The organism is Thalassomonas actiniarum, from assembly GCF_000948975.2.
GTDB lineage: Bacteria > Pseudomonadota > Gammaproteobacteria > Enterobacterales > Alteromonadaceae > Thalassomonas > Thalassomonas actiniarum.
Genome location: NZ_CP059735.1, coordinates 1,150,756 through 1,176,541, shown reverse-complemented (window position 1 = coordinate 1,176,541; position 25,786 = coordinate 1,150,756). Strand labels below are relative to the sequence as shown.

General features: G+C 49.0%; 21 protein-coding genes. 3 read left to right on the top strand and 18 right to left on the bottom strand.

What is annotated here, in order from left to right:
- Positions 1-92: 92 nt before the first annotated feature.
- From SG35_RS05185 to SG35_RS05135, 11 genes are all read right to left on the bottom strand, one after another.
- Positions 93-671: a YqaA family protein gene (locus SG35_RS05185; RefSeq protein WP_044834739.1), complete on the bottom strand. Its 579-nt coding sequence runs from the start codon at positions 669-671 to the stop codon at positions 93-95.
- A complete protein-coding gene (locus SG35_RS05180; protein WP_044834738.1) occupies positions 668-1,339 on the bottom strand; it encodes a protein-L-isoaspartate(D-aspartate) O-methyltransferase in 672 nt (223 codons plus the stop codon). The genes SG35_RS05185 and SG35_RS05180 overlap by 4 nt, the downstream gene beginning before the upstream one ends.
- Positions 1,336-2,088, bottom strand: a complete 753-nt coding sequence (gene surE / locus SG35_RS05175) for a 5'/3'-nucleotidase SurE (protein WP_044834777.1) — start codon at positions 2,086-2,088, stop codon at positions 1,336-1,338. Before surE ends, SG35_RS05180 begins: the two co-directional genes overlap by 4 nt.
- 32 nt (positions 2,089-2,120) lie before the next feature.
- Positions 2,121-3,209 (bottom strand): tRNA pseudouridine(13) synthase TruD, encoded by a 1,089-nt coding sequence (gene truD, locus SG35_RS05170; RefSeq protein ID WP_044834737.1) that lies wholly within the window; start codon positions 3,207-3,209, stop codon positions 2,121-2,123.
- A gap of 134 nt (positions 3,210-3,343) precedes the next feature.
- Positions 3,344-3,817 carry a 2-C-methyl-D-erythritol 2,4-cyclodiphosphate synthase gene (ispF, locus tag SG35_RS05165; RefSeq protein WP_044834736.1) on the bottom strand — a complete coding sequence of 158 codons (474 nt, stop codon included), beginning with the start codon at positions 3,815-3,817 and terminating at the stop codon, positions 3,344-3,346.
- A gap of 70 nt (positions 3,818-3,887) precedes the next feature.
- A complete protein-coding gene (ispD, locus tag SG35_RS05160; RefSeq protein WP_044834735.1) occupies positions 3,888-4,607 on the bottom strand; it encodes a 2-C-methyl-D-erythritol 4-phosphate cytidylyltransferase in 720 nt (239 codons plus the stop codon).
- A complete protein-coding gene (gene ftsB, locus SG35_RS05155) occupies positions 4,607-4,906 on the bottom strand; it encodes a cell division protein FtsB (protein WP_044834734.1) in 300 nt (99 codons plus the stop codon). The genes ispD and ftsB overlap by 1 nt, the downstream gene beginning before the upstream one ends.
- Positions 4,907-5,027: 121 nt before the next feature.
- A complete protein-coding gene (locus SG35_RS05150) occupies positions 5,028-5,639 on the bottom strand; it encodes a hypothetical protein (RefSeq protein WP_044834733.1) in 612 nt (203 codons plus the stop codon).
- A gap of 262 nt (positions 5,640-5,901) precedes the next feature.
- Entirely contained in the window at positions 5,902-8,328 is a 2,427-nt protein-coding gene (locus SG35_RS05145; RefSeq protein ID WP_044834732.1) for a M14 family zinc carboxypeptidase, read from the bottom strand.
- Positions 8,329-8,674: 346 nt separating this feature from the next.
- Positions 8,675-9,967, bottom strand: a complete 1,293-nt coding sequence (gene eno / locus SG35_RS05140; RefSeq protein WP_044834731.1) for a phosphopyruvate hydratase — start codon at positions 9,965-9,967, stop codon at positions 8,675-8,677.
- Positions 9,968-10,319: 352 nt separating this feature from the next.
- Complete coding sequence (locus tag SG35_RS05135; RefSeq protein WP_044834730.1) at positions 10,320-11,957, bottom strand: CTP synthase; 1,638 nt, start codon at positions 11,955-11,957, stop codon at positions 10,320-10,322.
- Between the two features lie 248 nt (positions 11,958-12,205).
- Between SG35_RS05135 and SG35_RS05130 the strand changes: the two genes are divergently transcribed.
- On the top strand, positions 12,206-12,787 hold the full coding sequence (locus tag SG35_RS05130; RefSeq protein ID WP_236702658.1) for a DUF4202 domain-containing protein: 582 nt from the start codon (positions 12,206-12,208) through the stop codon (positions 12,785-12,787).
- A gap of 64 nt (positions 12,788-12,851) precedes the next feature.
- Here SG35_RS05130 and SG35_RS05125 read toward each other — a convergent pair whose 3' ends face one another.
- The 3 genes from SG35_RS05125 to SG35_RS05115 are packed head-to-tail and all read right to left on the bottom strand — an operon-like array spanning position 12,852 to position 16,966.
- Positions 12,852-15,329 carry a putative bifunctional diguanylate cyclase/phosphodiesterase gene (locus SG35_RS05125; RefSeq protein WP_063888677.1) on the bottom strand — a complete coding sequence of 826 codons (2,478 nt, stop codon included), beginning with the start codon at positions 15,327-15,329 and terminating at the stop codon, positions 12,852-12,854.
- Positions 15,330-15,333: 4 nt separating this feature from the next.
- Positions 15,334-16,527, bottom strand: coding sequence for a TonB-dependent receptor (locus SG35_RS05120; protein ID WP_044834728.1), 1,194 nt, complete (start codon positions 16,525-16,527; stop codon positions 15,334-15,336).
- Positions 16,520-16,966, bottom strand: a complete 447-nt coding sequence (locus SG35_RS05115; protein WP_044834727.1) for a type 2 periplasmic-binding domain-containing protein — start codon at positions 16,964-16,966, stop codon at positions 16,520-16,522. Before SG35_RS05115 ends, SG35_RS05120 begins: the two co-directional genes overlap by 8 nt.
- Positions 16,967-17,339: 373 nt before the next feature.
- On the opposite strand from SG35_RS05115, the gene SG35_RS05110 reads away from it, so the two are divergent.
- Complete coding sequence (locus SG35_RS05110; protein WP_044834726.1) at positions 17,340-17,549, top strand: DUF2986 domain-containing protein; 210 nt, start codon at positions 17,340-17,342, stop codon at positions 17,547-17,549.
- 31 nt (positions 17,550-17,580) lie between these two features.
- Here the strand turns inward: SG35_RS05110 and SG35_RS05105 are convergent, their stop codons facing one another.
- From SG35_RS05105 to rlmD, 4 genes are all read right to left on the bottom strand, one after another.
- Positions 17,581-18,138, bottom strand: coding sequence for an RNA methyltransferase (locus SG35_RS05105; protein WP_044834725.1), 558 nt, complete (start codon positions 18,136-18,138; stop codon positions 17,581-17,583).
- Between the two features lie 168 nt (positions 18,139-18,306).
- A complete protein-coding gene (gene mazG / locus SG35_RS05100; protein ID WP_152646739.1) occupies positions 18,307-19,107 on the bottom strand; it encodes a nucleoside triphosphate pyrophosphohydrolase in 801 nt (266 codons plus the stop codon).
- Between the two features lie 91 nt (positions 19,108-19,198).
- On the bottom strand, positions 19,199-21,391 hold the full coding sequence (relA, locus tag SG35_RS05095) for a GTP diphosphokinase (RefSeq protein WP_044834724.1): 2,193 nt from the start codon (positions 21,389-21,391) through the stop codon (positions 19,199-19,201).
- A 72-nt stretch (positions 21,392-21,463) separates the two neighbouring features.
- A complete protein-coding gene (gene rlmD, locus SG35_RS05090; protein ID WP_044834723.1) occupies positions 21,464-22,783 on the bottom strand; it encodes a 23S rRNA (uracil(1939)-C(5))-methyltransferase RlmD in 1,320 nt (439 codons plus the stop codon).
- 101 nt (positions 22,784-22,884) lie between these two features.
- On the opposite strand from rlmD, the gene barA reads away from it, so the two are divergent.
- Positions 22,885-25,758, top strand: a complete 2,874-nt coding sequence (gene barA / locus SG35_RS05085; RefSeq protein WP_044834722.1) for a two-component sensor histidine kinase BarA — start codon at positions 22,885-22,887, stop codon at positions 25,756-25,758.
- Positions 25,759-25,786 lie beyond the last annotated feature (28 nt).

Below are 25,786 nucleotides of genomic sequence, written 5' to 3'. Positions count from 1 at the left end.
CACAATAAAAAACGCTTAACACCCGGCTCAAAGATAACGCCGTTAAAAATGCTTATCAAGATTAAATCTGTAACGCAAACTTTCAAAAAACATCAGCGGCTGAGAAAGTAAGCCAGGATCGCCAGTATCACAACGCCCCACCCCAGGGCATCCACCCATTGCCTTAGTTTTTGCTCCATTTTTTCGCCGCCCCATTGAATCAGGCCCGCCACTAGGAAAAAGCGCATGCCGCGCCCCACCGCCGACGCAAATAAAAACGGTAAAAAGGCCATTTGCAGGAAACCGGCACTGACGGTAAATAACTTATAGGGGATCGGGGTGAACCCCGCTAAAAACACCACCCAGAAGCCCCAGCGGGTAAACCAGTCGGTGACTTGATCAAAGCGTGCCTGGTAACCCAGCTCAGTGATCACCGGCTGGATCCAGGGTTCGAACATCAAATAACCCAGAACATAACCGACAATACCACCGATAACAGACGAGACTGTGGTCAGCGCTGCCAGCGACCAGGCTTTTTTCGGTTTCGCCAGCACCATAGGGGCCAGCAATACATCCGGGGGAATAGGGAAAAACACCGACTCGGCAAAGGTTAATACTGCCAGGGCTTTGGGCGCCAGCTTATGCTCGGCCCAGCGCATGGTCCACTCATATAGGGCGGAAAAAATTCTCATAATAAGGTTCCCGGTACTAGGGGAACAAAACGCACCGCCTCTACCTGTTGTTCATGAAACTGATCACCCTTGCGGGTGATGATTTTTAATACCTGCTGCTGCTCCCCCACCGGGATCACCAAACGGCCGTTGTCGCTCAACTGCTCAAGCAGGGCTTGCGGTACCTGGTTGGGCGCGGCGGTGACAATAATGGCTTCAAACGGTGCCTTACTGGCCCAGCCCTGCCAGCCGTCGCCGTGTTTCATCGACACATTATGCAGATCCATGGCCTGCAGCCGCCTTTTCGCCTGCCACTGCAGCGATTTAATACGCTCCACCGAAAATACCCGGTTGGTTAACTGCGCCAGTATCGAGGTCTGATAGCCGGAGCCGGTGCCGATTTCCAAAATACTGCCGGGCGTCCCCTCCGCCAGCAATAACTCAGACATTTTTGCCACGATATAAGGCTGGGAAATGGTTTGTCCCTGGCCTATCGGCAGCGCGGTATTGTCATAGGCCTTATGAGCCAGAATTTCCGGCACGAAAATATGGCGCGGGCTGCGGGCAATGGCTTGTAATACCTGCTGGTTTTGAATGCCTTCAGCAAAGAGTTTTTGCGCGAGGATTTCTCCGCTGCGCCCGGACTTGCCGCCGATATTGCTGTTTACTCTGCTCTTGTTTAAAGTCATAACGTCAATTCACTCATCCACTCGGTCATTTGCTCCATGCTTTTATAGGCAGTCATATCCACGGTTAACGGCGTAACCGAGGCATAACCATTGGCGACCGCATGAAAATCTGTGCCTTCACCGGCATCCTGCTCCTGGCCCAACGAGCCATACCAGTAAATATCACGACGCCAGGGATCCTGTGTTTTTTTCATGGTTTCCGCTTTATGGCGGTTGCCAAGGCGGGTCACCCTGATGCCTTTTAAGTCTTCAATGGCGACATCCGGCACATTTAAATTGATGATTTGATCCGCCGGCAACGGATGCTGCTGCAACCGTTTTATCAGCTGAGCGGCAACTATGGCTGCCGTCTGGTAATGTTGCTCATGTTTGCCCACCAGGGAAACGGCAATTGCCGGCATCCCCATATGACGGCCTTCGGTGGCGGCGGCAACCGTACCGGAATAAAGCACATCATCGCCTAAGTTAGCGCCGTTATTGATCCCCGCCACCACCAGGTCGGGCAAGGGGTCCATCAACTGGCTGATACCAAGATGCACCGAGTCGGTCGGCGTACCGTTAACCGAAATAAAGCCGTTATCAAGCGTTTGCGCCCGCAAAGGATTTAATAAGGTCAGGGAGTTACTGGCGCCGCTGCAATTCCTGTCGGGGGCAATAACCGTTACCTCGGCAAATTTCACCAGCTCCTGATGCAGTACCTTGATACCTAAGGCATGCACACCATCATCATTGCTTAATAAAATATTCATCTTGTTATCCATTTAAAAAGACCGCTTTGGGGTTAACCGGCCGCAGGTTTTGTTTCATCCGCAGTGGCTTGGTTACGCCCGACGGCCCGCTCGGTGAGATCGGTATAATCGACTAATTCCCTTAAAATGGTCGTGGCATAACAGCCCGACGGCAGGGAGAAAGTTAAGGTCACGCTGTCTTGCCCCGTGCTGATATCGGTGCCGGCAACATTTAAGCGGATACGCCGCCTTTCCTGTTTTAAACCAAACTTGGCCAATCCCTGACAAAAGTCCGGGTGCTGCGCCATCAGCTCTTGCTCAAAAGCCAAAACCGCGCCTGTGGTTTTCAGCTCCCCCGCCCCCCACATGGGCGCGGTAATATCGATATCTTTGTCCCTCAGACGCCCCTTTAACAGTTCGTCGATTTCCTCGGCTAAAAATACCGATTGCGTGCCTGCCAGCATACAAACATCGCCCGGCGCCAAGACATCAAAGGTGTTATCCTCAATTCTTTGGCTCACCGCCTGATTAAACAGATAGGAGCGTGCCGCCGATAAATAGATACCGCGCTTTTTCTTGTCTTTCACCTTAGTACCGGCAAAGAGCTCCCCGGCCCTGGCGATATTGCCGCCGTCGATACCAAAACGCTGCTCGCCGAAATAATTGGGTACACCCTGAGCGATAATTTGTTGCCACTTTTGTTTTAAGCTCTCAATATTGGTGACATTGCGCAGGGTAATTTCAAAGCGGTTGCCTGTTAAGGCGCCGGTCTTGAGTTTTTTGTTGTGACGGGCATAAGCAAGTACCTCGACCCCGTCGATAACCAGATCGCTGAGATCATAAACCTGTTTTCCCGGCACATGTACCCCGAACCACTGTTCGGTCACCGCAAACCTGTCTTTTAACCCGGCATAAGAAACCAGGGCCTCTTTGACCTTAAAGTATTTGGCCAATTGCCTGGCGACATAAACGGTATTGGCGCCGGTTTTACGGATATGGATATACAGGTGCTCGCCTTCACCGCAGGGAGCAAAAGGCAGCTGTTCAAACACTTTAAAGTCGCTCATTTGGGTTCTTAGCTCACCACTGGATTGGGGTTTGCCATGGAAATAAGCGAGTTGGGAAACTACATCGGTTGTCATTATTGCTCAGTTGCCTTATATCTTTGATTCAGCAGTGCTTTCCCTGAGGGTAAGCCAGCCATTTATACTTTTTTAAATGATGCCAGATGCCTTAAGGCATCAGCCTAATTCATCCATGCTTGTCTGACGCCGGATTAAACCTTTTCCAGCAAGGTAACCGCATGGACTTCAATGCCTTCCTTGCGCCCGGCAAACCCGAGTTTTTCTGTGGTGGTGGCTTTGACATTCACCTGCTCGACATCACAGTTTAAATCCTGTGCCAGGCATTGACGCATTGCCAAGAGGTGCGGCGCCATTTTAGGGGCCTGCGCGACTATAGTGATGTCGGCATTGCCGATTTGATAACCTTTTTCCACCATCAGGCCAACCACATGACGCAATAAAATGCGGCTGGAAATATTTTCATATTGCGCCTCGGTATCAGGAAAATGATTGCCGATATCCCCCAGGGCCAACGCACCCAGGATAGCGTCACACAAGGCATGAATGGCAACGTCGCCGTCTGAGTGGGCAATAAAACCTTGCTCATACTCCACTTCCACCCCGGCTAAAACCAAGGGGCCCGGACCGCCAAATTTATGTACGTCATAACCATGACCTATGCGCATATCTTTTCCTGTTTTGTTACTCATTTAATTGTTTACGGGTTTTACCATTGTTTGTGACCGCCTTTTTGGCTCAGCCATTTGCCTGCTGCCGAAGAAGAATAAACTCCGCCATCGCCAAATCGTCCGGGCGGGTAATTTTCAGGTTCTCACTGCTGCCCGCCACCAAGATACTGGTGCGGTTAACATACTCCATCGCCGAAGATTCATCGGTGATCTGGATATTATCTTCAAGCGCCTTTTCTATCGCCGCTTTCAGCTCAGCAGCCGGATACATCTGCGGCGTCAGCGCATGCCATAAGGCTTCACGCTCTACGGTTTCCAGCACCTGATCCGAAGCATCACCGCGTTTCATGGTATCCCTGACCGGATAAGCCAATAAACCGCCGTCGCCACTTTCCCGGCAGCGGTTGATCAAGGCGTTGATATCTTGTCCCGGCACACAGGGGCGCGCGGCATCGTGCACCAGCACCCAGGGGTAACGGGAACTGTCGATGGCTTTTAACCCTGCCAGCACCGAATCTACCCGCTCCTTACCGCCAAAAACGGTAGTCACATCCGGATGCCCGGCCAGGCCGGTATCGTTAAAATAGCCGTCTTGGGGACTGATGGCGATCACCACATGCTGGATATCTGCCACCGACAACAAACGGTTAACGGTATGCTCTAAAATGGTCAGGCCATCAAGCTGCAGGTATTGTTTCGGACAAGCCGATAACATCCGCTTACCGACCCCGGCAGCCGGGACTATTGCCACTAAAGCTTTATCTGTGGCAGCTGTGTTTAACGTCATTAACGGCTTTCCTGCGTGGCGTTTTTATCTTTGGGAATAATGCGGAAAAAGGTTTCACCGCTCTTGATCATGCCCAGTTCATTGCGGGCACGCTCTTCAATGGCTTCGACCCCGGATTTGAGATCATCGGTGTCGGCATATAATAATTTATTTCTTTGGGTAAGCTTCTCGTTGTCGAGCTTTTGCCGGACCACTTCTTCTTCCAGCGCCAGGTAATCGGGCACACTGTTTTTCCCGAACCAAAGCCGGTATTGCAATAACAGCAAAAACACCAGTAAAACAGCAGTGATCACCCGCATAGCGTACAAGCTCCAACCTAAACCTAAAGAAAGCCAAAAAAAGCGTAAAGAAATAAAGCACCCATTATAATTGCGTGCCTGCTGCTGTAAATAAAATTGACGATTAAATAAGGCGGCTAAGCTAAATAAACAGGGATTGCTTGAAGTTTTGCCAGTTTATCGCACATGACAGTAAAAGTTCCCGCAAGGTCGGCATCACCGGCTGGACTTTTTTATTGTTTTGCCAGCTGTGTCCGCAGCAGGCGGCCATCATCACTTTTTTATTCGGTTTTAACAGTTGGAAGGTTTGCGCCTGAACCTTGCTCTCTTCCCTGAACCAGCCGCAAACATTAGTGCGAAACCCCTGTCCCTGTTTATCGAGACGATCGATACAGTCAAGAATAATACGATCGGTTAAAGCCACAGGCACCACCAGGCCAAGACGCGGCTTACTCGTTTGATACCATTGCCAGATGGCCGATTCATCCTGCCCGGATAACGGCATTTTTGTGCCCTGTTTGGCAGACCAGCTGCCGTTGACCGTATCTAAGTCCAGCGGGCACTGGCTCTGGATCATCGCATGAGCGGTACGCTTGATATAATACGGCAGGCTTTTGATCCTGTGCTGGATGGCAGTGGCACTACTTAAATCTGCTTGGGCCAAAATGGCTAACTCCCGCTCATAAAGGGCATTACACAATTCGGCATATTGTGCCGTGTGCTGGTCATCTTGCCAAATTGAAGTTTGAGTCATAAGCGTGAGTACTTCTCAGAACAATTCCTTGCAATATAAGCATCAGACAAGCGCCTGAACTGCCTCCCCTACCTTAGCATACTTGGTTTTACTCAATAATTGCAATGAGTTAAAAAAGAGAGCAGAGTTACAGGCTTGCAATGACGGTTTTTATCCGCCGCTTTTACTAACAGGTAAGTAATGGTTACCAGGAAATATTGAGAAGGCCCCTTAAGTACTCACATCAAGCATTAACTTAAGGGGCCAGACTAGTCAGGCGAGATTAAAAGCTGATTTTCCAGCGATCGATATTGCCGGTATCAACATTGGCATTATCAACCACTTTGAGGGTCCAGGTGCCCTGAGAGTCAATAGCACCGACATCCACGCTGTAGGTCTGGTTGATATTATTACTGCCATTACCGCTGCGATTATGGAGATTAAAGCTGCTGCCATTGGGCGCAATAACATCCACCGTCAAATCACCGATATAGGTATGAATAATATCCACCTCGACACTGACAGTGCCGGAAGCACCGCTGCGGTCAACATTGATGGTACTGCTGGCACCGGCAGCGCTGTTATCCGGGATCGCCACATCCGTAGTGTTCTCATAGCCGGAAACCGTACCCGTAGTATAAGTACCGGTCAGGCTCACACCGCTATAGGCGCTATACCCCCTGAGCATCACCTGGTAGGTGCCTGCCTGGATATTACTAATGGTACAGGTTTCTTCATTGCCGTTTTGATAGGGGCGGCAATCATAGCCATTGGCCGGGTCGGCATTGTATTTGACATAAAGATCGGCATCACCGCTGCCGCCAGTCATGACGAAACTCAATGAGTTGGCATCCGCTGGTACTTCCATGGTGAAGTAAGTATCCGAGCTTCTTGCGCCACTCAAACCGGTTTTCGCAACACCATTTTCCAGCTGGTTATCTGGGACCACCACATCGTCGGAGACCTGTAAAAACATCGCCGAGACTGCGCCCCAGGTACCACCGGCATCCTGTGCCCTTAAGTAAACCGTGTGCTGACCGGCCGCTAAGCCTGTGGTATCTATGCTGACATCACCGCTTTCGGTTTTACTGTTAAAGCTGCCGTCACTGGCGGACAAGCTGATGGCCACAGCGCCGTTTTCCCATGGCGGGGTATCCAGATAATATTCTATCGCACTGATATTTTGGGTCGACTCGGTGCCGTTACGGGAGCTGAAACGATCATCGCTGGCGGTGGCTGCCAAAGTACCGCTGCTGTTTGGCGGGATAGTGCCGCTGTTGCTGCTGCCGTTAATGGTCAGGGCGGTAATATCCGGTCCACCCGGGGTAATATAGGGGGCGCCGACCACTTTCGCCGCATACACCAGTGCCGGCAGGTTATCCGGTACTATGGTATTTTCAAAGACAGAGCAGCTTTGGAAAAAGCTGGTGCCAAGCTCAAAGGTAAAGGCCGCGACCCCTAACTCGCCATAACTGACATTGTCACTGGTGCCGTCGGTGGGATATAAACCGACGGATTGCTGCGGCATATAGCCGTTAAAATCCGCCAGCTTCCTGCCCAGCGTCTGCAAGGCGGTACCGTTGGGGGCCGCCTGACTGGTATCCCCCCAGGGCCATAAAATCAGCTCACTGTAGCTGTGGATATCCAGATGTATGCCCTGGGTATCTGCGGGGGCGGCATCATTACTGCCAGTGCCGCGCCGGTCGGGGAAGATAGAGCGGACATAATTTTCCAGCGCCTGGATTTCCGGTTCAGAACCGGCCGTCGGTCCGCGGTAGGTACTGCTGCACTGGTTTCCGCTCGAGCCCTGGCCGTTGGTGGAATTCCAGCTAAAGGTGAAGTTACGGTTTAAGTCCGCGCCACGGCTGCTGGAGGTCGCACCGCAGTAATTTTCATTGGTGTTTTTACGCCAGGATAAACCGGTTTCCGCCTGCTTTCGCCCGTCGGGATTCGTTTGCATCATCCAGTGAATTTCATGGGCATCGAGCAGCCAGGTGGCATCGGCATCGGTGCCGTAGCCGTTAAGCAGCCAGTTGGCAAATTCCATGATCAGCGGCGCGGTCGTATATTCCCGGGCATGGATAGCGGTGTTGATAAATAAGATAGGTTTATCACCTGCAGTATTCTTATTGGTCAGTTTTAATACCCGGATATCATACCCCCCCTGGTTCTGGGTTTTCAGCCAGGAATCGCCGACATCGATAAGCTCTGCCAGGTTGGCATTGTTTGCAACCATGGCTTCTGCCTGGGTAAAGGTTTCTTCCACCGTCTGGTAACAGCTATAGCCGGGGATCGACTGAATGTCCGGCAGCGCCTGTGACGCTTGGGGGATATCAGTCAATGCCCGCTTTTTTTCCAGCATTTGCTGCTCGAGGCGCAACAGGCGCTGATCTCTTTGTTTGATAAAGGCGTGCGCCTGCTCGAACTTATACCCGAAAGGTTTAAGCTTCGCCATTTCCTCTTCGCTCAACTCAAGGATCAAATAACCTTCACTGAGGTGGGATTCAAGCAAATTGCTGTGAAAGCTGATCGCCGTTTTGCGGGCAATCTCTTCGCTGGGGAAATACGCCCGGTAGATGTTGGTTACCGCCATTTCCTGCGTGATGCCGTCCAGGGTTTGCTGCAACTGATGATTATCCGCCTGGGATGCCGGCAACACGCCGCCAAGCGCCAAGGCTACCAGGCTTGATAGTTTTGATACTTTTCTCATGGTTTAGTCCTTTAATTTCGTATTATTGTCCGCAACCTGGCCAAGACACATTAGCCGGATGCCAGATTAAGCCTAGTGGAAAATTTCAACTTTACGAATAAAAATTAAACATTTCGTTAACATTAAGATAAAAAAAGGCGAGATAAAGCAGCAAGTGGCTGGATATTAACTAACGATAAGTTAACAAACATAACCCGGCTCTTATTACCGGGGACTAAGGAGACTGGATTCTGGCTCCTTAAAAAGTAAAAACCAGCGAAGGTTCGCTGGTTTCTTTTGCCTGTCGTAAAGCGATTAACAAAGCCGCCCGGAGCAGCAAATAAAGCTGCTGCAGGCGTCAAGCTTGTTATTGTCCTTTGATTTCAGAACGGCCGTTAAAGACAGCTTTGTCACCTAAGAACTCTTCGATGCGTAATAACTGGTTGTATTTTGAAATGCGATCAGAGCGGCATAAAGAGCCGGTTTTGATTTGACCCGCCGCAGTACCTACCGCCAGGTCGGCAATGGTAGCATCTTCCGTTTCACCGCTGCGGTGAGAAATAACCGCGGTAAAGCCGGCATCTTTGGCCATTTTGATCGCCGCCAGCGTTTCGGTCAGCGAGCCGATTTGGTTGAATTTGATCAGGATAGAGTTACCTATGCCTTCATCGATACCACGTTTTAAGATCTTGGTGTTGGTCACAAATAAGTCATCCCCGACCAGCTGTACCTTCTCGCCAACTTTATCGGTCAGAATTTTCCAGCCGGCCCAGTCGCTTTCATCCAAACCGTCTTCGATGGAAACAATAGGGTAGCGGGCGCTCAGTTCAGCCAGATAGCCGGCAAAACCTTCGGAATCAAATTGCTTGCCTTCACCGCTTAAGTCGTAAACGCCTTCTTTGTAAAATTCAGAAGCTGCGCAATCCAGTGCCAGGGTGACGTCTTTATTCATTTCATAACCGGCAGCAGCAACCGCCTGCTCGATAACTTTTAAGGCGTCTTCATTGGAAGCCAGGTTAGGGGCAAAACCACCTTCATCACCTACGGCCGTATTAAGGCCCTGGGCAGAAAGTTCTTTTTTCAGCTGGTGGAAGATTTCCGCGCCCATGCGCAAGGCTTCACTGAAGCTGACAGCGCCGACAGGCTGAACCATGAATTCTTGAATATCAACGTTGTTATCGGCGTGCTCGCCACCGTTTAAGATATTCATCATCGGCAGAGGCAAAGAGTACTGGCCCGGGGTGCCGTTTAAGTCGGCAATATGTTCGAACAACTGCACGCCTTTGGCCATAGCCGCCGCTTTGGCATTGGCCAGGGAAACCGCCAGAATAGCATTGGCGCCTAACACTTCTTTGTTTTCGGTGCCGTCAAGGTCGATCATCACCTGATCGATATCGGCCTGGGCCAAGGCATCTTTACCCAGCAGTGCCGGGCTGATTTTGTCATTGATAGCAGCAACCGCTTTAAGCACACCTTTACCTAAATAACGCGACTTGTCGCCGTCACGTAGTTCCAGTGCTTCACGTGAACCGGTAGAAGCCCCGGATGGCGCACATGCCCTGCCCCAGGCACCGGATTCTAGATAAACATCGGCTTCAACGGTTGGATTACCACGCGAATCCATGATCTCACGTGCGATAATCTTACTAATATTTGACATTTTTTATCCTCTGTAACATTCACCCTTAGGGATAGGTGAAAACTAAAATACTATTGTTAGGGTCTTCATCGCAAAAACAAGGGTAAAGCAATGAATTTTATTAATCTTATTGGCCTGCTCAGGCTGACAGTTACCGGGGGGAAACAGCTGTATCAGCAGTTTCTCTCTCAGCAATCAAGCACACGAGCGCCTTGCGAGGACGCCGCTCCTGTGCATCCTGCACCCGCGTCATTGCTTACACGGAAGTAAGTACTTAGCTTACGTCCGGAACAGGTAAGCTGACCGTTCTTCCCCTCTTTATCAGGGAATTAAAAAACCGCAGCAAAGTGCTACGGTTTCTTGTCGTTATTCCTTAGTTTGTTTGTTGCTTGTGGTATTCAAAAGAAGCGGCAACAAAGCTTTCAAACAAAGGATGTCCATCACGAGGCGTAGAGTTAAACTCGGGATGGAATTGTCCGGCAATAAACCAGGGGTGATCAGGATTTTCAATCACCTCCACCAAATTTTTATCCGAAGATAAACCGGAGAAAACTAAGCCCGCCTGGCTTAATTGCTCCCGGTAGTTATTATTTACCTCAAAACGATGACGGTGTCTCTCATAAATTGTTTCACTGCCATATACGTCACAAGCCTTGGTACCTTTCAACAGGTGACACAACTGAGAGCCTAAACGCATGGTACCGCCGAGATCGGAGTTTTCATTGCGGTATTCGACATTACCTTCTTCGTCCAGCCATTCGCTGATCAAACCTATTACCGGGTGTTTTGCCTGCGCATCAAACTCGGTACTGTGGGCACCGGTTAAACCGGCAACATTACGGGCATATTCAATCAATGCCACCTGCATCCCCAGACAAATGCCCAAATAAGGCACTTTATTTTCACGGGCATACTGGGCCGCCAGAATTTTTCCTTCCACACCGCGCTCGCCAAAGCCGCCCGGTACCAAAATGGCATCTAAGCCCTGCAGGATTTCAACCCCTTTGACTTCCACGTCCTGGGAATCGACGTATTTAATATTTACCGTTACCTGGTTTTTCAAACCGGCATGTTTTAAGGCTTCGTTAACCGACTTATAGGCATCCGCCAGTTCGATATATTTGCCGACCATACCGATAGTCACTTCGCCCACCGGGTTTGCTTCCTGATATAAAACTTTTTCCCACTCGCTTAAGTCAGCTTCAGGCACATCCAGGCCAAAACGCTTAACCACTAATTCATCTGTACCCTGGGATTTAAGCAACGCCGGGATCTTATAGATACTGTCGACATCGCGCATCGAGACCACGGCTCTTTCTTCAACATTGGTAAACAGGGCAATTTTCGCTCTTTCATTGGCAGGAATAATGCCTTCTGAGCGGCACACCAGGATATCAGGGAAAATACCGATAGAGCGCAACTCTTTTACCGAGTGCTGGGTCGGCTTGGTTTTGATTTCACCCGATGCCGCCAGGTAAGGCACTAAAGTTAAGTGCATATACATGGCGCGCTCGCGGCCAAGCTCAGTGCCCAGCTGACGGATGGCTTCTAAAAACGGCTGGGATTCGATATCCCCTACGGTGCCGCCAATTTCTACCATGGCAACATCATAACCTTCTGCACCTTCAATCACCCGACGTTTGATATCATTGGTAATATGCGGGATGACTTGAATGGTCGCCCCCAGGAATTCACCTTTACGCTCACGTGACAGAATATCCTGATAAATACGGCCGGTGGTAAAGTTGTTGCGCTTGGTCATCTTGGTACGGATAAAACGTTCATAGTGACCTAAGTCCAAATCGGTTTCCGCGCCGTCATCGGTCACAAAAACTTCACCGTGCTGGATCGGGCTCATGGTACCGGGATCGACATTAATATAGGGATCAAGCTTTAACATAGTCACTTTCAGACCACGTGCTTCAAGAATCGCCGCTAATGATGCTGCTGCAATACCTTTACCAAGAGACGAAACCACGCCGCCAGTTACAAAAATATATCTAGTTGTCATGTAAAACCCAGAAGTCAGGAAATTGAGAGAAATTTTGCGCTTTATCCGTCTATGTGAAGTTTATAGTCGAATGAAGCAGGACGGGAAAGTATTATACCCAAAGGCGGCAATAACAACAATAAGCGCATGTTTATAAAATAAACTAATTTTTGCATTTCTGCGCTTGACTGCGCTTTTTCAGAAGAATTGTAAATAATCTCAAAGCCGTTAAGATGGGGCTACCCTTTATATTTTTGGACCCTATCACCTTGTCACGTTTAGATTCAGTATTATCCGCCATCGACGATATCAACAGCCAGGACCCCAATAACATCAGCTTTGACGGGCAAACACAGCCGAAAGAATTGATTTACGGCCGGCAAATGAGCCAATGCCAGCAGCAGTATTGGCCAGAGGCGAGTGAGTATTTACAAATTGCCGTGCGGGCCCAACATATCAAACGCTGGTTTTTAAAACGCAGCGAGTTTGACGCGGGAAAAGCCGGTTACCTGGCCTGGCGTAAAGAGCAGGGAAAATATCACGCCCGGCTGACATCGGATCTTATGCAGGCAAACGGCTATAACGATGAAGAAGTGGCACAAACCGCCGCGATTATCCGCAAAGAAAAGCTCAGAAGCAATAGCGACAGCCAGGCTTTGGAAGACGTTGCCTGTCTGGTGTTTCTGCAATATTATTTTGATGATTTTGCCGCTAAGCACAGCGAAGAAAAAATCGTCCGTATTTTACAGAAAACCTGGAAAAAGATGTCGGTTAAAGCGCAAGATATCGCCCTGACCCTGAGTTTACCCGAGCACTTGTCTGCCCTGGTAGAAAAAGCCCTGGCTCCCTGATTAACCGGGTAATAGAAAATAGCGCCAGAAAGCGGACCCGTTGCTGCTATGCCTGGTAGTCCGGTTAGTTATGGCCGGACTCTAACAGGTGCTGTTTACTCATCTCTGCCGCTTCAATCCACACCCCGCGGCTAACCTTGGTTTTTAACTCTTCCATCAAGACCGTTTCACAGATGGGGCGGCTGAATAAATATCCCTGCACCAGATCACATTGCTCGCTTTTTAAGAACCTTAGCTGCGCCCGGTTTTCCACTCCCTCGGCAATCACCTTCATCCCCAAATTGCGCACCATGGCGATGGTTGACATCACGATTTGCATATCCGCCTGGTTATCCAGCATGCCGGAAACGAAACATTTATCGATTTTGATACAATCCACCGGCATTTTTTTCAGGTAGCTTAACGATGAATAACCGGTGCCGAAATCATCGATAGAAAAAGAAAAACCACGGTCACGCAATTTATGCATGGTTTCCAGCGTTTTATCTATATCTTCTACCAAAGTACGTTCGGTTAATTCCAGCTCTATCGCGCCGGCGTCAACACCGAAAGCTTGTGCCTGCTCCACTAAAAACCGGTAAAGCCCGGGGTCGACAAACTGCCCGGCAGAAAGGTTAATCGCGATGCTGATCCCGGTATAACCGGCCTCATTGAGCTGCTTTAATAATTCAATGCTGTGGCGTATTACCCAATAGCCCAGCTCGATCATATGCTTGGAGTTTTCCAGTACCGGAATAAATTCATCCGGAGAGACCAGGCCGCGCTTGGGATGATTCCAGCGCAGCAGGGCTTCAAAACCAAATAAGCGTCCGCTATTGATCTCTACCTGGGGCTGCAGGCTCAAACTGAATTGTCCCTGGACAATGGCTTCCCTGACCTCGGTTTCCAGCAACACCTTATGGGCAACCCGCTGGTACATGCCGGCATCATAAATCTGATAACAATTACCACCGTTATCCTTGGCTTCATACATGGCCATGTCGGCGTTGCGGATCAAATCTTCCGCCGTAATGCTATTGTCTTTGGCCAGCGCGCCGCCGATGCTGGTAGAAACATAAAAACGGTGATCTTCGATTTGGATCGGCTGTTTAAAGGCCTGCAGCAACTTGTCCGCAACCCGTTCAACATCTTCCCATTTTTGTACCTGGGGCAGCACGATAACAAATTCATCGCCGCCAAAACGACAAGCTATATCGGTATCGCGGATGGACATGCGCAAACGGCGGGCAGCCTCTTCCAGCAAAAAATCCCCCATGTTATGGCCATGGCTGTCATTGACTTTTTTAAAGTCGTCGAGGTCGAGGAATAACAACGCGACATAATCCTGGCTGCGGGATAAGGTGGCCAGGTTCTTTTTCAGCTGGAAGTTAAGCATATTACGGTTGGGCAAACCGGTAAGCAGATCATACATGGCGATGTTTTCCAGCTCCCGGGTATTTTGCTCAATTTTAAAATGTAATTCTTCAAGTTGATCCGCCAGATCTGAGGCCGAGCTATGCAAAATATCCAGCTCATCGCTGGTTAACCTGAACCCGGAAAATTTACGTCGTCGAAATTCATCAAAGCGCTTTTCCGCCAGCAGCGGCAAATCCGCGGCCAGTTTAAGCAAGCGTTGGCTCGAGCGCCGGGTCAGTACAAAAACCACGACGGCAATCAACACAAAAATGATGGTGGCAATCACGACAATCGCGCGCTGAAACGCTTCGTTTGTTTGCCGGTACTGGGTGATATCATCAATCAGCATCACATAGTTGCCGTCTTTGCTGCCGGGCTGGAGTTCAAACAGGCTGATGGAAAAATGCTCATCGCCAAACTCTGTGCTGACGCTCTTTTTCAATTCACTTAAGGTCAGTTCCTGCGCCAGTGACTCAATTATCGGCACAATTTTGTCATCGTTTGAGCGGGTTAAAATCGACAGCGCCCTTAAGTTGGTATGCTGCTCACTGTTAACCAGGGGCACATTGACTATTGCCAGGCGGGTATTTTCATTTAGCGCTAAAAAAGTAAACAAGAGATCGCTGAGATTTGCCCGGCTGATCAAGGCGGTCATTTCATTGGCGGAGGTCATCACCGGCATAGCGACGATATGGTAACAATTGCTTTTTTCCTGCTCGCAATAAATCAGCTCAGCCACCGATTGTTGCTCAAATACCTGCCGGGCCACTTGCCTGACCTTACCGTTGGCTTCTGCGCTGCTGGCGTATACTTGCTGCCCCTGCTCGTTTAAGACCCAAACGGAGTCGATGCGTAACTCGTCTAAATCAAACTGATGCTGTACCGCCTGATCGAAGGCCCGGTAATCGTTATTTTTTACCAGGTGTTGAGAGCTTAACGTGGTCAGCCATAAGATACGTTTATCGTTGGAAATTTTTTGCAGATAGCTGTAAATCAGCTTAGCGGCAGACTTTTTTTCCTGCTGGCGCTGGTCGAATTCCTCCTGCAGCTGCAGCACCGAAAAAATCGTCAACGTCAGGGTAATAACCAGCATGGCACCAAGTGTCAGCGTTATCGCCTTCCAGGGTAAACTTATAAACTTACGCAAAGCATTAAAACCAGTACATTAATTGAAGTGCCCACAACTGCCAGTTTTTGCTGTCATTGGTCCACACATCGGGCACCACCGCCGGTGCTAACCGTGCCGTGCCTTCCAGCCAGTGATACTCTGCCTGAATTTGCCAGTTCGACTCAAACCTGTAGGTCAAGCCTACCGTAGTGTCGTACATATAACCAAAATACGCCGGTATACGGGTATTTCTTTCAAGCTCAGTCCCTTTGCGGTCATCCTTGTTGGCATCAAACCTGTCATAACGCAACATGAAGGTCAGCTGCTCATCGAAAAAGTAACGCCCCTGGGCATAGAAACCCTGGGCCTTCTGATCATGGCTCCAGTCAGGGGTGAAAAAACCGTCAAAGAAAAAACGCTCTTGAAACAGCTCGGCGGCAAATTCCCACTGCTGACTATTATACAACAGATTCAGCATCACCCGCTGCGAGGTAGCATCGGCATCAAAATAGCCTTCATTGCCGTCGGCACTGTATTTAAAATCAGAGTCGAGCAAGCTGATGCCGTATTGCCAGGCAGTCCCCTCGGGACGGTAAAAAATACTGGCCTGATGGGTAAAGTCCTGATCTATATCGCCGGCAGCTGTGGTGCTGAGCAATAAGGTGGTGGCACTGTCGCTGATCGGAGAAGTCCCGTAACTCCACAGGAGATCAAACTCGCCAATATCCGTTAACCGGGTATAGGACAGGCTCGCACCGTCACTACCCAGGGCAACATCCCGGAAGATATCATAATACACAGACTGGGGAAGTATGGCCGACGGCCGGGTATGGGGCACATCCCGGGTGCTGGAGTATAACCAGTGCTGGTTTTTATAACGCCCGAGATAAAGGTTTAATTGCCAGTCGATATCACTGGCCAGCGTCCAGTCCATCAATAAATAATCGACCCGAGCCCCTTCTTCATAGCGGTTGCCGCCGTTAATATAGACCAGTTGCCCGGCAAAGCGGATATCCGGTTGCCACTGATATGAGGCATTGATGCCGATTTCAGTTAAATCAAAAGAGATATCATCATCGGCATCGCGACTGACAAAGTTATTATCTCCCGCCTGAATAATGCCCTGGGAAGCAAAACCATGAATAGCCCAGTCCTGGCTGGCAAAAGCTGTCAGCTGAAAAAGAGCAAGACATGTCAACAAGCCCGTCTTCAAAAAAACATTTATCAGCTTAGTCATCACTGCTTTCCATTGTCATTATTTCTACTCCGCTATCTTGTGGCAGGCTATCCACGTAACCTATTGCGCCCGGTGTTTTCCTGACCATTTCAATCATTTGCTTTTCATCGGTTAATACCAGAGGCGGCTCCCCTAAACCGGAAAACAGCAATTTGCCCCAGATTTTTTCCAGCTGGTAGGGAAAAACCTCAAGCTTTTGCAGACAGAAATTCTTATGAGTGACATTATTTTTCGCTAAAACAAAGACTTTAATAGGTAAGTCATTTGCCCATTGCCTGTGACGCACAGTGAAAATTCGTCTTAGATGGGAAGCCGATAACTGTTTTTGCGGGACAGAGGAGTTGACGATCACTTGAACCGAATGCGCTTCAAAGTAAGGAAAATATAAAAAACAACAAAATGGCGCTAACCGCAGCCACTGTTTGATTTTCACTTTCATGACATCCCTGTAAAAAAGATATTAAGCATTCGGACAACTCACCTGAATATAGTTATTTAACAGTTCAATGAGAAAAGTTTATCTTCACTATTATGAATAGTAAAATGTTTGTTAAAAGTTTTCATTTGCCAACTTTAGCTAAACCTTAACAGCCGCAGCCGCCCCGGCTGGAACTTTACCCGATGATTAAGATTTAAGTATCTGATTCTATCATAGTTTATTAGTTAACCCCAAATGCGTTCACCGGTACTTTCCCCAGTATAGTCTTTATGTGGTGAACTTAAACCCACCGGCACTTGGCTTTCCTTATTTATAGACCGCTTGTTAACGTTTACAATAACCGGCTATCAATTGCATTTCGCTGGAAGTAAAGATGAACAGAAAGAAAAAAATCAAAGAAACCCTGAAGAAAAAAGCCAAAAAGGCAAATGCCAAACTGCATAAAAGCAATAAACCCAGATATATCAGCAAAGCCGAGCGAGAGAAGTTAGCTTTGGCTGCCGGGCAAGGCGAAATGCAAACGGAAGCAGCAACAGAGGAAGGAGTAAAGCAAACAACACAAGCGCAGGCACAAAGCGAATAAGGCCCAGTGCCCTGCCCTTTATTATCGGCTTTTAGCCCTCAAGCAGAGGCGCTTCCCCGGATTTCACTTTAACTTTATTGTTGGTATCACGGCTTTGCCGGATCAGCTCATCACCGGCCGCCATATCTTCGGATTTAGCCAGGCGATCATAAAGCAGGACATTGACGGTGGCGGCAAGATTCATGCAGCCAGTGGTGGGCACATAAACCACCGCATCTGACTGGTCGATCACTTGCTGGGACAAGGTGCCGTCTTCGGGACCAAAAATATAACAAGCCCGCTCAGGGTGCTTAAAAGCCGGCAACGGGGTTGCCCCTTCCACCAGCTCAACACAGACAAGTTTCACCCCTTGCCCTGCCTGCTCCACCAAAGAGTCACACCGGGTTAACGGAATATTGGCGGCAACATTTTTGGTATCGGTATTAAATTTCGCGGCGCGGGCATAACGCTGACCGGTATAATATACCGCATCCGCCTGATAACAACCGGCGGCGCGCATCACGGCACCGACATTGGACGGACTTTTCGGGTCCGTTAAACCTATACTCACTTTGACGGTCTGCTGTTTAGCGGTTTTTACATCATTCATTTCAATTAATTACCAAGTTAATGGAGATTATCCGGGACAAGTTATACCTCCAGGGTAAATAAGCGGACTCAGTTTTTTACCGCTTAAAGCTGTCGACTGTTCAGGACTTTCTGTGGCTCGGGGCTTTCTGTGGCTCAGGGCTTTCTGTGGCTCAGGACTTTCTGTGGCTCAGGGCTGTTCATCCGCCTTGATCTCTTGCCAGTAATTTTCCAGCTGTTCCAGGCTATGTTGTTCAAAGCCTTGTCCCGAGGCCGCCACTTTCCCTTCAACCCCATGGAAACGTTTGGTAAACTTCTGGTTCGCCTGGCGCAATACCGCTTCGGGATCTTGTTTGGCATGGCGACATAAATTCACCACGGCAAACATCAGATCTCCCAGCTCAGCCGTTAATTCCTGCCTGTCGCCATGTAAATGCTCCCGCACTTCCTCTACCTCTTCGGCGACCTTGGCAAAAACATCATCGATCTGGTGCCAGTCGAAACCAACGTGGGCACAGCGTTTCTGGATTTTGGCCGCCTGGGATAAGGCCGGTAAAGCCTTAGGGATATCCGCCAAAATACTCAACGACTGACGGTCATTTTTTTCCCGGCGCTCCTTTATTTTCTCATTTTCCCAATTAGCTTTTATTTGCGCCTCAGAAGAAAACTCGGTTTTGGCGAAAACATGGGGATGGCGACGGATCAGTTTTTCACAAATGGCGGCCACCACAGAGTCAAAATCAAAAAGCTTTTCTTCTTTACCCAACTGACTGTAAAACACCACCTGAAACAACAGATCGCCGAGCTCTTTTTCCAGCTCGCTAAAATCCCCCTGCTCTATGGCGTCCGCCACTTCATAAGCTTCTTCCAGGGTATGGGGCACAATAGAGGCAAAGTCCTGTTTGATATCCCAGGGACAGCCGGTTACAGGATCCCTGAGCTGCTCCATGATCCAGCGCAGCTTCTCCATCGAAGGTTTCATCTCTAACATAATTTTATCGACTTCTTTATAGTATTCTTTATTTTCAACAACTTATCTTTGCTTTTGCCGCTAAGGACTCTGGCAACCAAGGCCCTGCCGGCTAAAGACGTTTAACGTCATGGACGTCATCAAGTTGCAGCAGCTTCCCCATCAAACGGGTCAACACTTCGCTATTGCCGATCTCCATTTTTATCGACATGCTGGTGGTTTGCTGGCGGCTGTCGGAGTGGCTTTCCAAACCGACAATACTCACCCTTTCATTGGCAATAATGGTGGAAATATCCCGCACCAGCCCCTGGCGGTCACTGGCGACTACCTGTACCCCTACCTGGTAACTTTGCTTGCTTTGATCCCCCCACTGCACTTCAACTTCACGTTCAGGCTGCTGCTTAAAGGCATTTTTCAATTGCTCGCAATCCGCCCGGTGCACGGAAATGCCGCGCCCCTGGGTGATAAAGCCGGAAATTTCATCCCCCGGCACCGGGTGACAGCACTTGGCAATATGGGTCAATAAATTGCCCACCCCGGACACGGTAATACCATTGCTGTCTACCGCAGGTTTTGAAGTACTTTCCGGTTTGATCAGGCTCTGGGGATCAATATCGGCGACCGGCTGATTTTTTTCATCCTGCTGGGTAAGATAATTAATCACCTGCTGTAACCTGGCGTTGCCTGAGCCTAACGCCGCATATAAGTCTTCCACATGGGTGACATTAAAACGTTTCGCCGCCTCTTTAAGATCAACTCTACTGAGCTGGAGTTTCGCCAGCTCGTTATCGAGCAGCTCTTTGCCTTGCAGCACATGCTTGTCCCTGTCCTGGGATTTAAAGAAATGCTGTACCTTGGCCCGTGCCCGGGCACTATGGATGTAATTTAAATTCGGGTTTAACCAGTCCCGGCTGGGGTTAGGTTTTTTGCTGGTCAGCACTTCCACCTGGTCCCCGGTTTGCAGCTTATGGGTAAAGGGCACAATACGGCCAAAGACCTTGGCACCGATGCAGCAGTGACCGACATTGGAATGGATATAATAGGCAAAATCCAGCGGTGTAGCCCCCGCCGGCAGGTCGATAACATCGCCGTTCGGGGTAAAGACATAAATGCGGTCTTCAAATACCTGGCTGCGCAGCTCTTCGATAAGTTCACCGCTTTCACTGATGTCTTCCTGCCATTGCAAAATCTTTCTCAGCCAACCGATTTTCTCATCAAAACCGCCGCCTTTGCCGCCGGCACTGCCTTCTTTATAACGCCAGTGGGCCGCCACCCCGAGTTCGGCATCATCATGCATCTGCTGGGTGCGGATCTGCACTTCTATCGATTTACCTTCCGGCCCCAGGACCACGGTATGGATGGACTGGTAACCATTGGGTTTAGGCGTGGCAACATAATCGTCAAATTCATTGGCCAGATGCTTCCAGTTGGTGTGCACTATCCCCAGGGCACCGTAGCAATCCTGCAGCTGGTCGACTATCACCCGTACCGCACGGACATCAAACAACTGTTCAAAATCCAGTTCCTTTTGCTGCATTTTTTTCCAGATGCTGTAAATATGCTTGGGACGGCCGTAAACCGTGCCGCTGATGCCGGCATCCTTAATTTTCTGGTTAAGATCGCCGACAAATTCCACCATGTAACGTTCACGATCGAGACGTTTTTCATCCAGCAACTTGGCGATCTTGCTGTAGACATCCGGGTGCAAATAACGAAAGGCAATGTCTTCAAGCTCCCACTTCAACTGGCCTATGCCTAAACGGTTGGCCAGCGGTGCATAGATGTTGGCCGTTTCCTTGGCTGCCAGCACCCGCAACTCTTCATCGGCGTTTTTCACGATACGTAAATAACATAAGCGCTCGGCCAGTTTGATCACCACCGCCCTGACATCTTCCACCATAGCCAGCAACATGCGGCGGATATTGTCTATCTGGTTGACCGCCAGCGGATTGGACTGGGTTTGCTGCAGCGCCTTAATCGCCTCCATCTGGCAAACCCCTTTACATAACAGGAAAACTTGCCGGTTGAAGTGCTCTTCTATGTACTCCATGCTCAGGCAATGGTACTCATACAGGGGGCATAAAAAGGCCGCTACCAGGGAGTCTTTATCCAGGTTTAATGCCGCCAGGATTTCTACCATCTCAAACGATTTACTTTCACATTCCCCCTGATCGGTAAAATACTCTTTTACCTGATGCCAAAGGGCTTCTAAAGCCTGGTTTTTCGCCGGCGTTAATTCCAACGAAGCCAACCATAACTCAAAATTTGTCTCTGTCATGTGATGAGACTTACGCACTGAAACCATCATAGTTTCCTTACAGTTAAATAAATGAAAAAGTAAATAAACCGACCAGCCGATCCGGCGCTAACGCTCCGGCTATGGGTAACTAAACAATACCATAGTTTCAACATGCTTGGTCTGGGAAAACATATCCATTATGGCGATTTTTTCAATTTTATAGCCGGCGTCCAATAAAACTTTACTATCCCTGGCCAGCGTTGCCGGATCGCAGCTGACATAAAGCAAGGTCGCGATTTTGAACTTCAGCAGCTGCTCTATTGCCTCTAATGCGCCGGCTCTTGCCGGATCGAGCAGAACTTTATCAAAACTTTCCTGCGCCCAGGGCAAATCCTGCCAGGAACTGTTTAAGTCTGCCTGATAAAAAGCACAATTTTCCAGGCCGTTATCCCGGGCATTTTTTTGTGCCCGTTCTACCATGCTCTGTACCCCTTCAACACCTGTCAGCTGCAGCACCCGGGCCGCCACCGGCAGACTGAAATTGCCCAGGCCGCAAAATAAATCCAACACCTTATCACCGGAGTCCAGCGCCAACCAGTCCAGCGCCTGGCTAACCATCTGCACATTCATATCGTGATTGACCTGGATAAAGTCCTTGCCGGTAAAGCCGATGGTGAGTCCGTCCGATAAGGCATAACTGAGGGGCTCCACCCGGGTCAGGGGCAGCACGTCCTTGCCGTTATCCAGCAGAATTTGCCAGTGATGCGCTGTTGCCGCCTGTAGCCACAAAGCCTTATCTTCATCCGTTAAAGGTTTCAACTGGCGAACAATCAGGGTGATATGCCCGGTAACCAATACTTCGATATGCCCTATCGCCTGCTTTACCGATAAACTTGCCAGCAAAGGCTTTAATAACGCAAAGATATCGGTAACCGGCTCCACCAGCACTGGACAGGCATCAAGGGCAACCAGGTCGTTGGTGGCTTTTTGGCGAAAGCCGATAGTGGCACTGCCGTCTTTGGCATATTGCACCCCGATACGTGCCTTTCGGCGGTAATGTCTTTCCCCGGCCAATAACGGCAGCTGCCAGGGTAAAGGGGCGTTAATCTGGTTGCGGGCGAAAAGCTGCGTGACTTTATCCTGTTTAAAATTAAGCTGTTGCTGATAGGCCAGATGCTGAAGATCACAGCCGCCGCATTTTTGATAATGGCGGCAAAAAGGCGCTATCCTGTGCTTACTTTCGTTCTCCAGCCCCTGTAATTGTCCGCGCAGATATTTACTTTTTTGCTCGACCACCCGTACCCGGGCCGTTTCTCCTACCAGGGCGCCGGCAACAAAAACCGGTTTTTTTTGATAATACCCCACCCCGCAGCCATTTAAATCCAGGCGCTCTATCCGCACCGTTATTTTTTGCCCCAGAGTATGTTTTTTTGTGCTTGCTTTAAAAAAATTTGCCATGATTTAAGGTAACCAAAATCCAGAACGCTATATATTTTCGCCGCTATATGCCATCATAAGCGTAATCAGAATCGGATTTTACACTAAGTAAAAACGGAAATATGCATAAAATAAGTCTAAAGGACTGGGTAGTTCTGCTTACAATCATACCGACGACATTAATTGGCTTAGGAGTAGCCGGTTACTTTTCATATAGCCGTTATGTTGAACTGGAAGAGTTTCTCACCTTACGCTCACAAAGCATTATTGAACCTATCGCCATTGCCAGTGCCGACCCCATTATCAATAAAGACCGGGAAAAATTACGCCACCTGATTGGATTTGCCCACAGAAGCCATGCCAACATAGTGAAAAGCATTGCCGTTTTCACCAAAGACAACCAGATATTTGTCACCAGCGCCTACCATGGCGATACCAATGTGATGCGCATTAAAGCCGGGAAAAATATCCCGCAAAACACCCATTTAGAAAAACTGGATAATTACCTGATTTTCCGTACCCCGATCATAGATGAAAGCCACCAGGTAAAAAATCTTGAAGAACTAAAGGGTAACCCCACAATCGTCGGTTATATTGCCATGCAAATCGACCGGGATAAAATCAAATACAGGCAACAAAGCCAGTTTTTAATTGCTTTTTCCATCGTGATTTTCGGCTCCCTGCTCAGCGCGATATTTGCCTTTCAGCTGATCAAAAACGTTACCCGCCCGGTCACTTCCATGGTCAACGCCGTTGACCGCATCCGGGAAGGAAAACTGGAAAGCCGGGTCAGCGGCCAGTTGATCGGCGAGCTCAACTTCTTGAAAAATGGCATCAACGCCATGGCGCAATCTTTAGGAGATTACCATGACGAAATGCAAAGAAGCATAGATCAGGCCACCATAGATTTACGGGAAAGCCTGGAGCAATTTGAAATCCAAAACGTTGAACTGGATATTTCCAAGCGTAAGGCACAAGACGCCAACCGGGTAAAATCCGAGTTTTTGGCCAATATGAGTCATGAATTGCGCACTCCCCTTAATGGCGTGATCGGTTTTACCCGCCAGGTGCTGAAAACCCCGTTAAGCGAAACCCAGCGGGATTATCTGCAAACCATTGAAAGATCTGCCAACAGCTTATTGGCCATCATCAACGATATTCTCGATTTTTCCAAACTCGATGCCGATAAAATGATCATTGAGAATATCCCGTTTTCCTTAAGGGACAGCGTGGAAGAAACCCTGACCTTGCTGGCGCCTATTGCCCACCAGAAAAATCTTGAACTGTCACTGCGTATTGCCCAGCAACTGCCTGACTTTCTGATTGGCGATGCCATGAGGATCAAACAGGTCATCATTAACCTGGCCAATAACGCAATAAAATTCACCGAAAAAGGACTGGTATCCATTGATATCGACAGCGAGCATATCGATGAAAAATTAGCTGTTTTTAAAATCACGGTCACAGATACCGGCATCGGCATGAACAGCGAGCAGCAAAAGAGTATTTTTGAAGCATTCGGCCAGGCAGATAAAAGCATTACCCGCTTATACGGCGGCACCGGCTTAGGCTTAGTGATCTCACAACGCCTTGCCCGGGAGATGCACGGCGATATCGGCTTTATCACCGAAGAGAACCGCGGTTCCACCTTCTGGTTCTCATTCCAGTGTGAGGTCAACCCCTTGCCGATGACTTCCATGCTCAATACCAAGGCTTTGGCAGACAAGAATATCCTCTATTACGAGCCCATCACCCACAGCCGTATGGCCACCAGTGAAATATTGGCCAGCTGGAAAATGAAGGTCACGCCGGTGACCAGCCTTGAGCAGTTTAGCAATGCCTTAGCGCAAAACAACTGTTATGACTTTGCCCTGATAGGCCATGATGTCACCCCGAGCGCATTAACGGATCTGAAAAAATTAATTGCTTCCGTTAAGCCCCAGATCTCGGCGATACATTTAGCCATCAACAGCAATTCTCCTAATTTACAGGAAGCCCTGATTGCCAATGGTGCCGTAAGCTGTTTAAGCAAGCCTATTACCCCCAGCCGGTTATGCAAAGTCCTGCTGCCACAACCGGCTCACGGCGTTAAACTGCTGCCTGAAGTGGTGAGCAAAAAAATTCCTATCAAGGTGTTGGCAGTGGATGACAATGACGCCAATTTGAAACTGATCAAGGCGCTGCTGCTTGAGCAGGTTAGCGAGGTTATCACCGCCAGCAACGGCCAGGAGGCGGTCACTTTATGCCAGAATGAAAAGTTTGCCTTGATCTTTATGGATATCCAAATGCCGGTCATGGACGGGGTTACCGCATTAAAGGCCATCAGAAGCAATACTTTTAATGAGGATACTGCCATTATCGCCGTCACCGCCCATGCCTTAAGCAGTGAAAAAGAAAAATTGCTGGTGGAAGGCTTTGACTCCTACATCACTAAACCCCTGGATGAAACCATGTTGCGCCATACCTTATACGAGTACGGCAACCTGGAACTTTTTGCTCCCCGCCCCGATGAAGCATCATCAGATGACAAGCTTTCACAAGACAGTGACATCCTGCCAAGGGCAGAAACAACCCCAGAGGTGATTGATGTTATCAGTCCTGAGCCGGTACAGGCAGAAGCCAACCCTTATGATTTTGGCTCAATTGAAGTGATCAACTGGTCACTGGCCCTGCAACGCACCGGCAATAACAGTGAATTAGCCAAAGAAATGCTTGATGGCCTGCTGCAGAGTTTGCCTGAAACTAAAGTGAATATTGAATATGCCCTCAATAACCAGGATACCGAGCGTTTAAAAACCCTGATCCACAAATTAAACGGCGCCTGCTGCTATACCGGGGTACCCAACCTGGGGAAAATAACCCATCAAATTGAAACGGCATTAAAGAACGGAGAAAACGCGGAAGCACTGGAACCTGAGTTTTTTGAGTTTTTCGAACATTTGGATAAGGTTTTACACCAGGCACCGCAAACCTTGAAAATACTCAGTGAATCTTAGTGCAGGGAACCAATAACAGAGAGTCAAT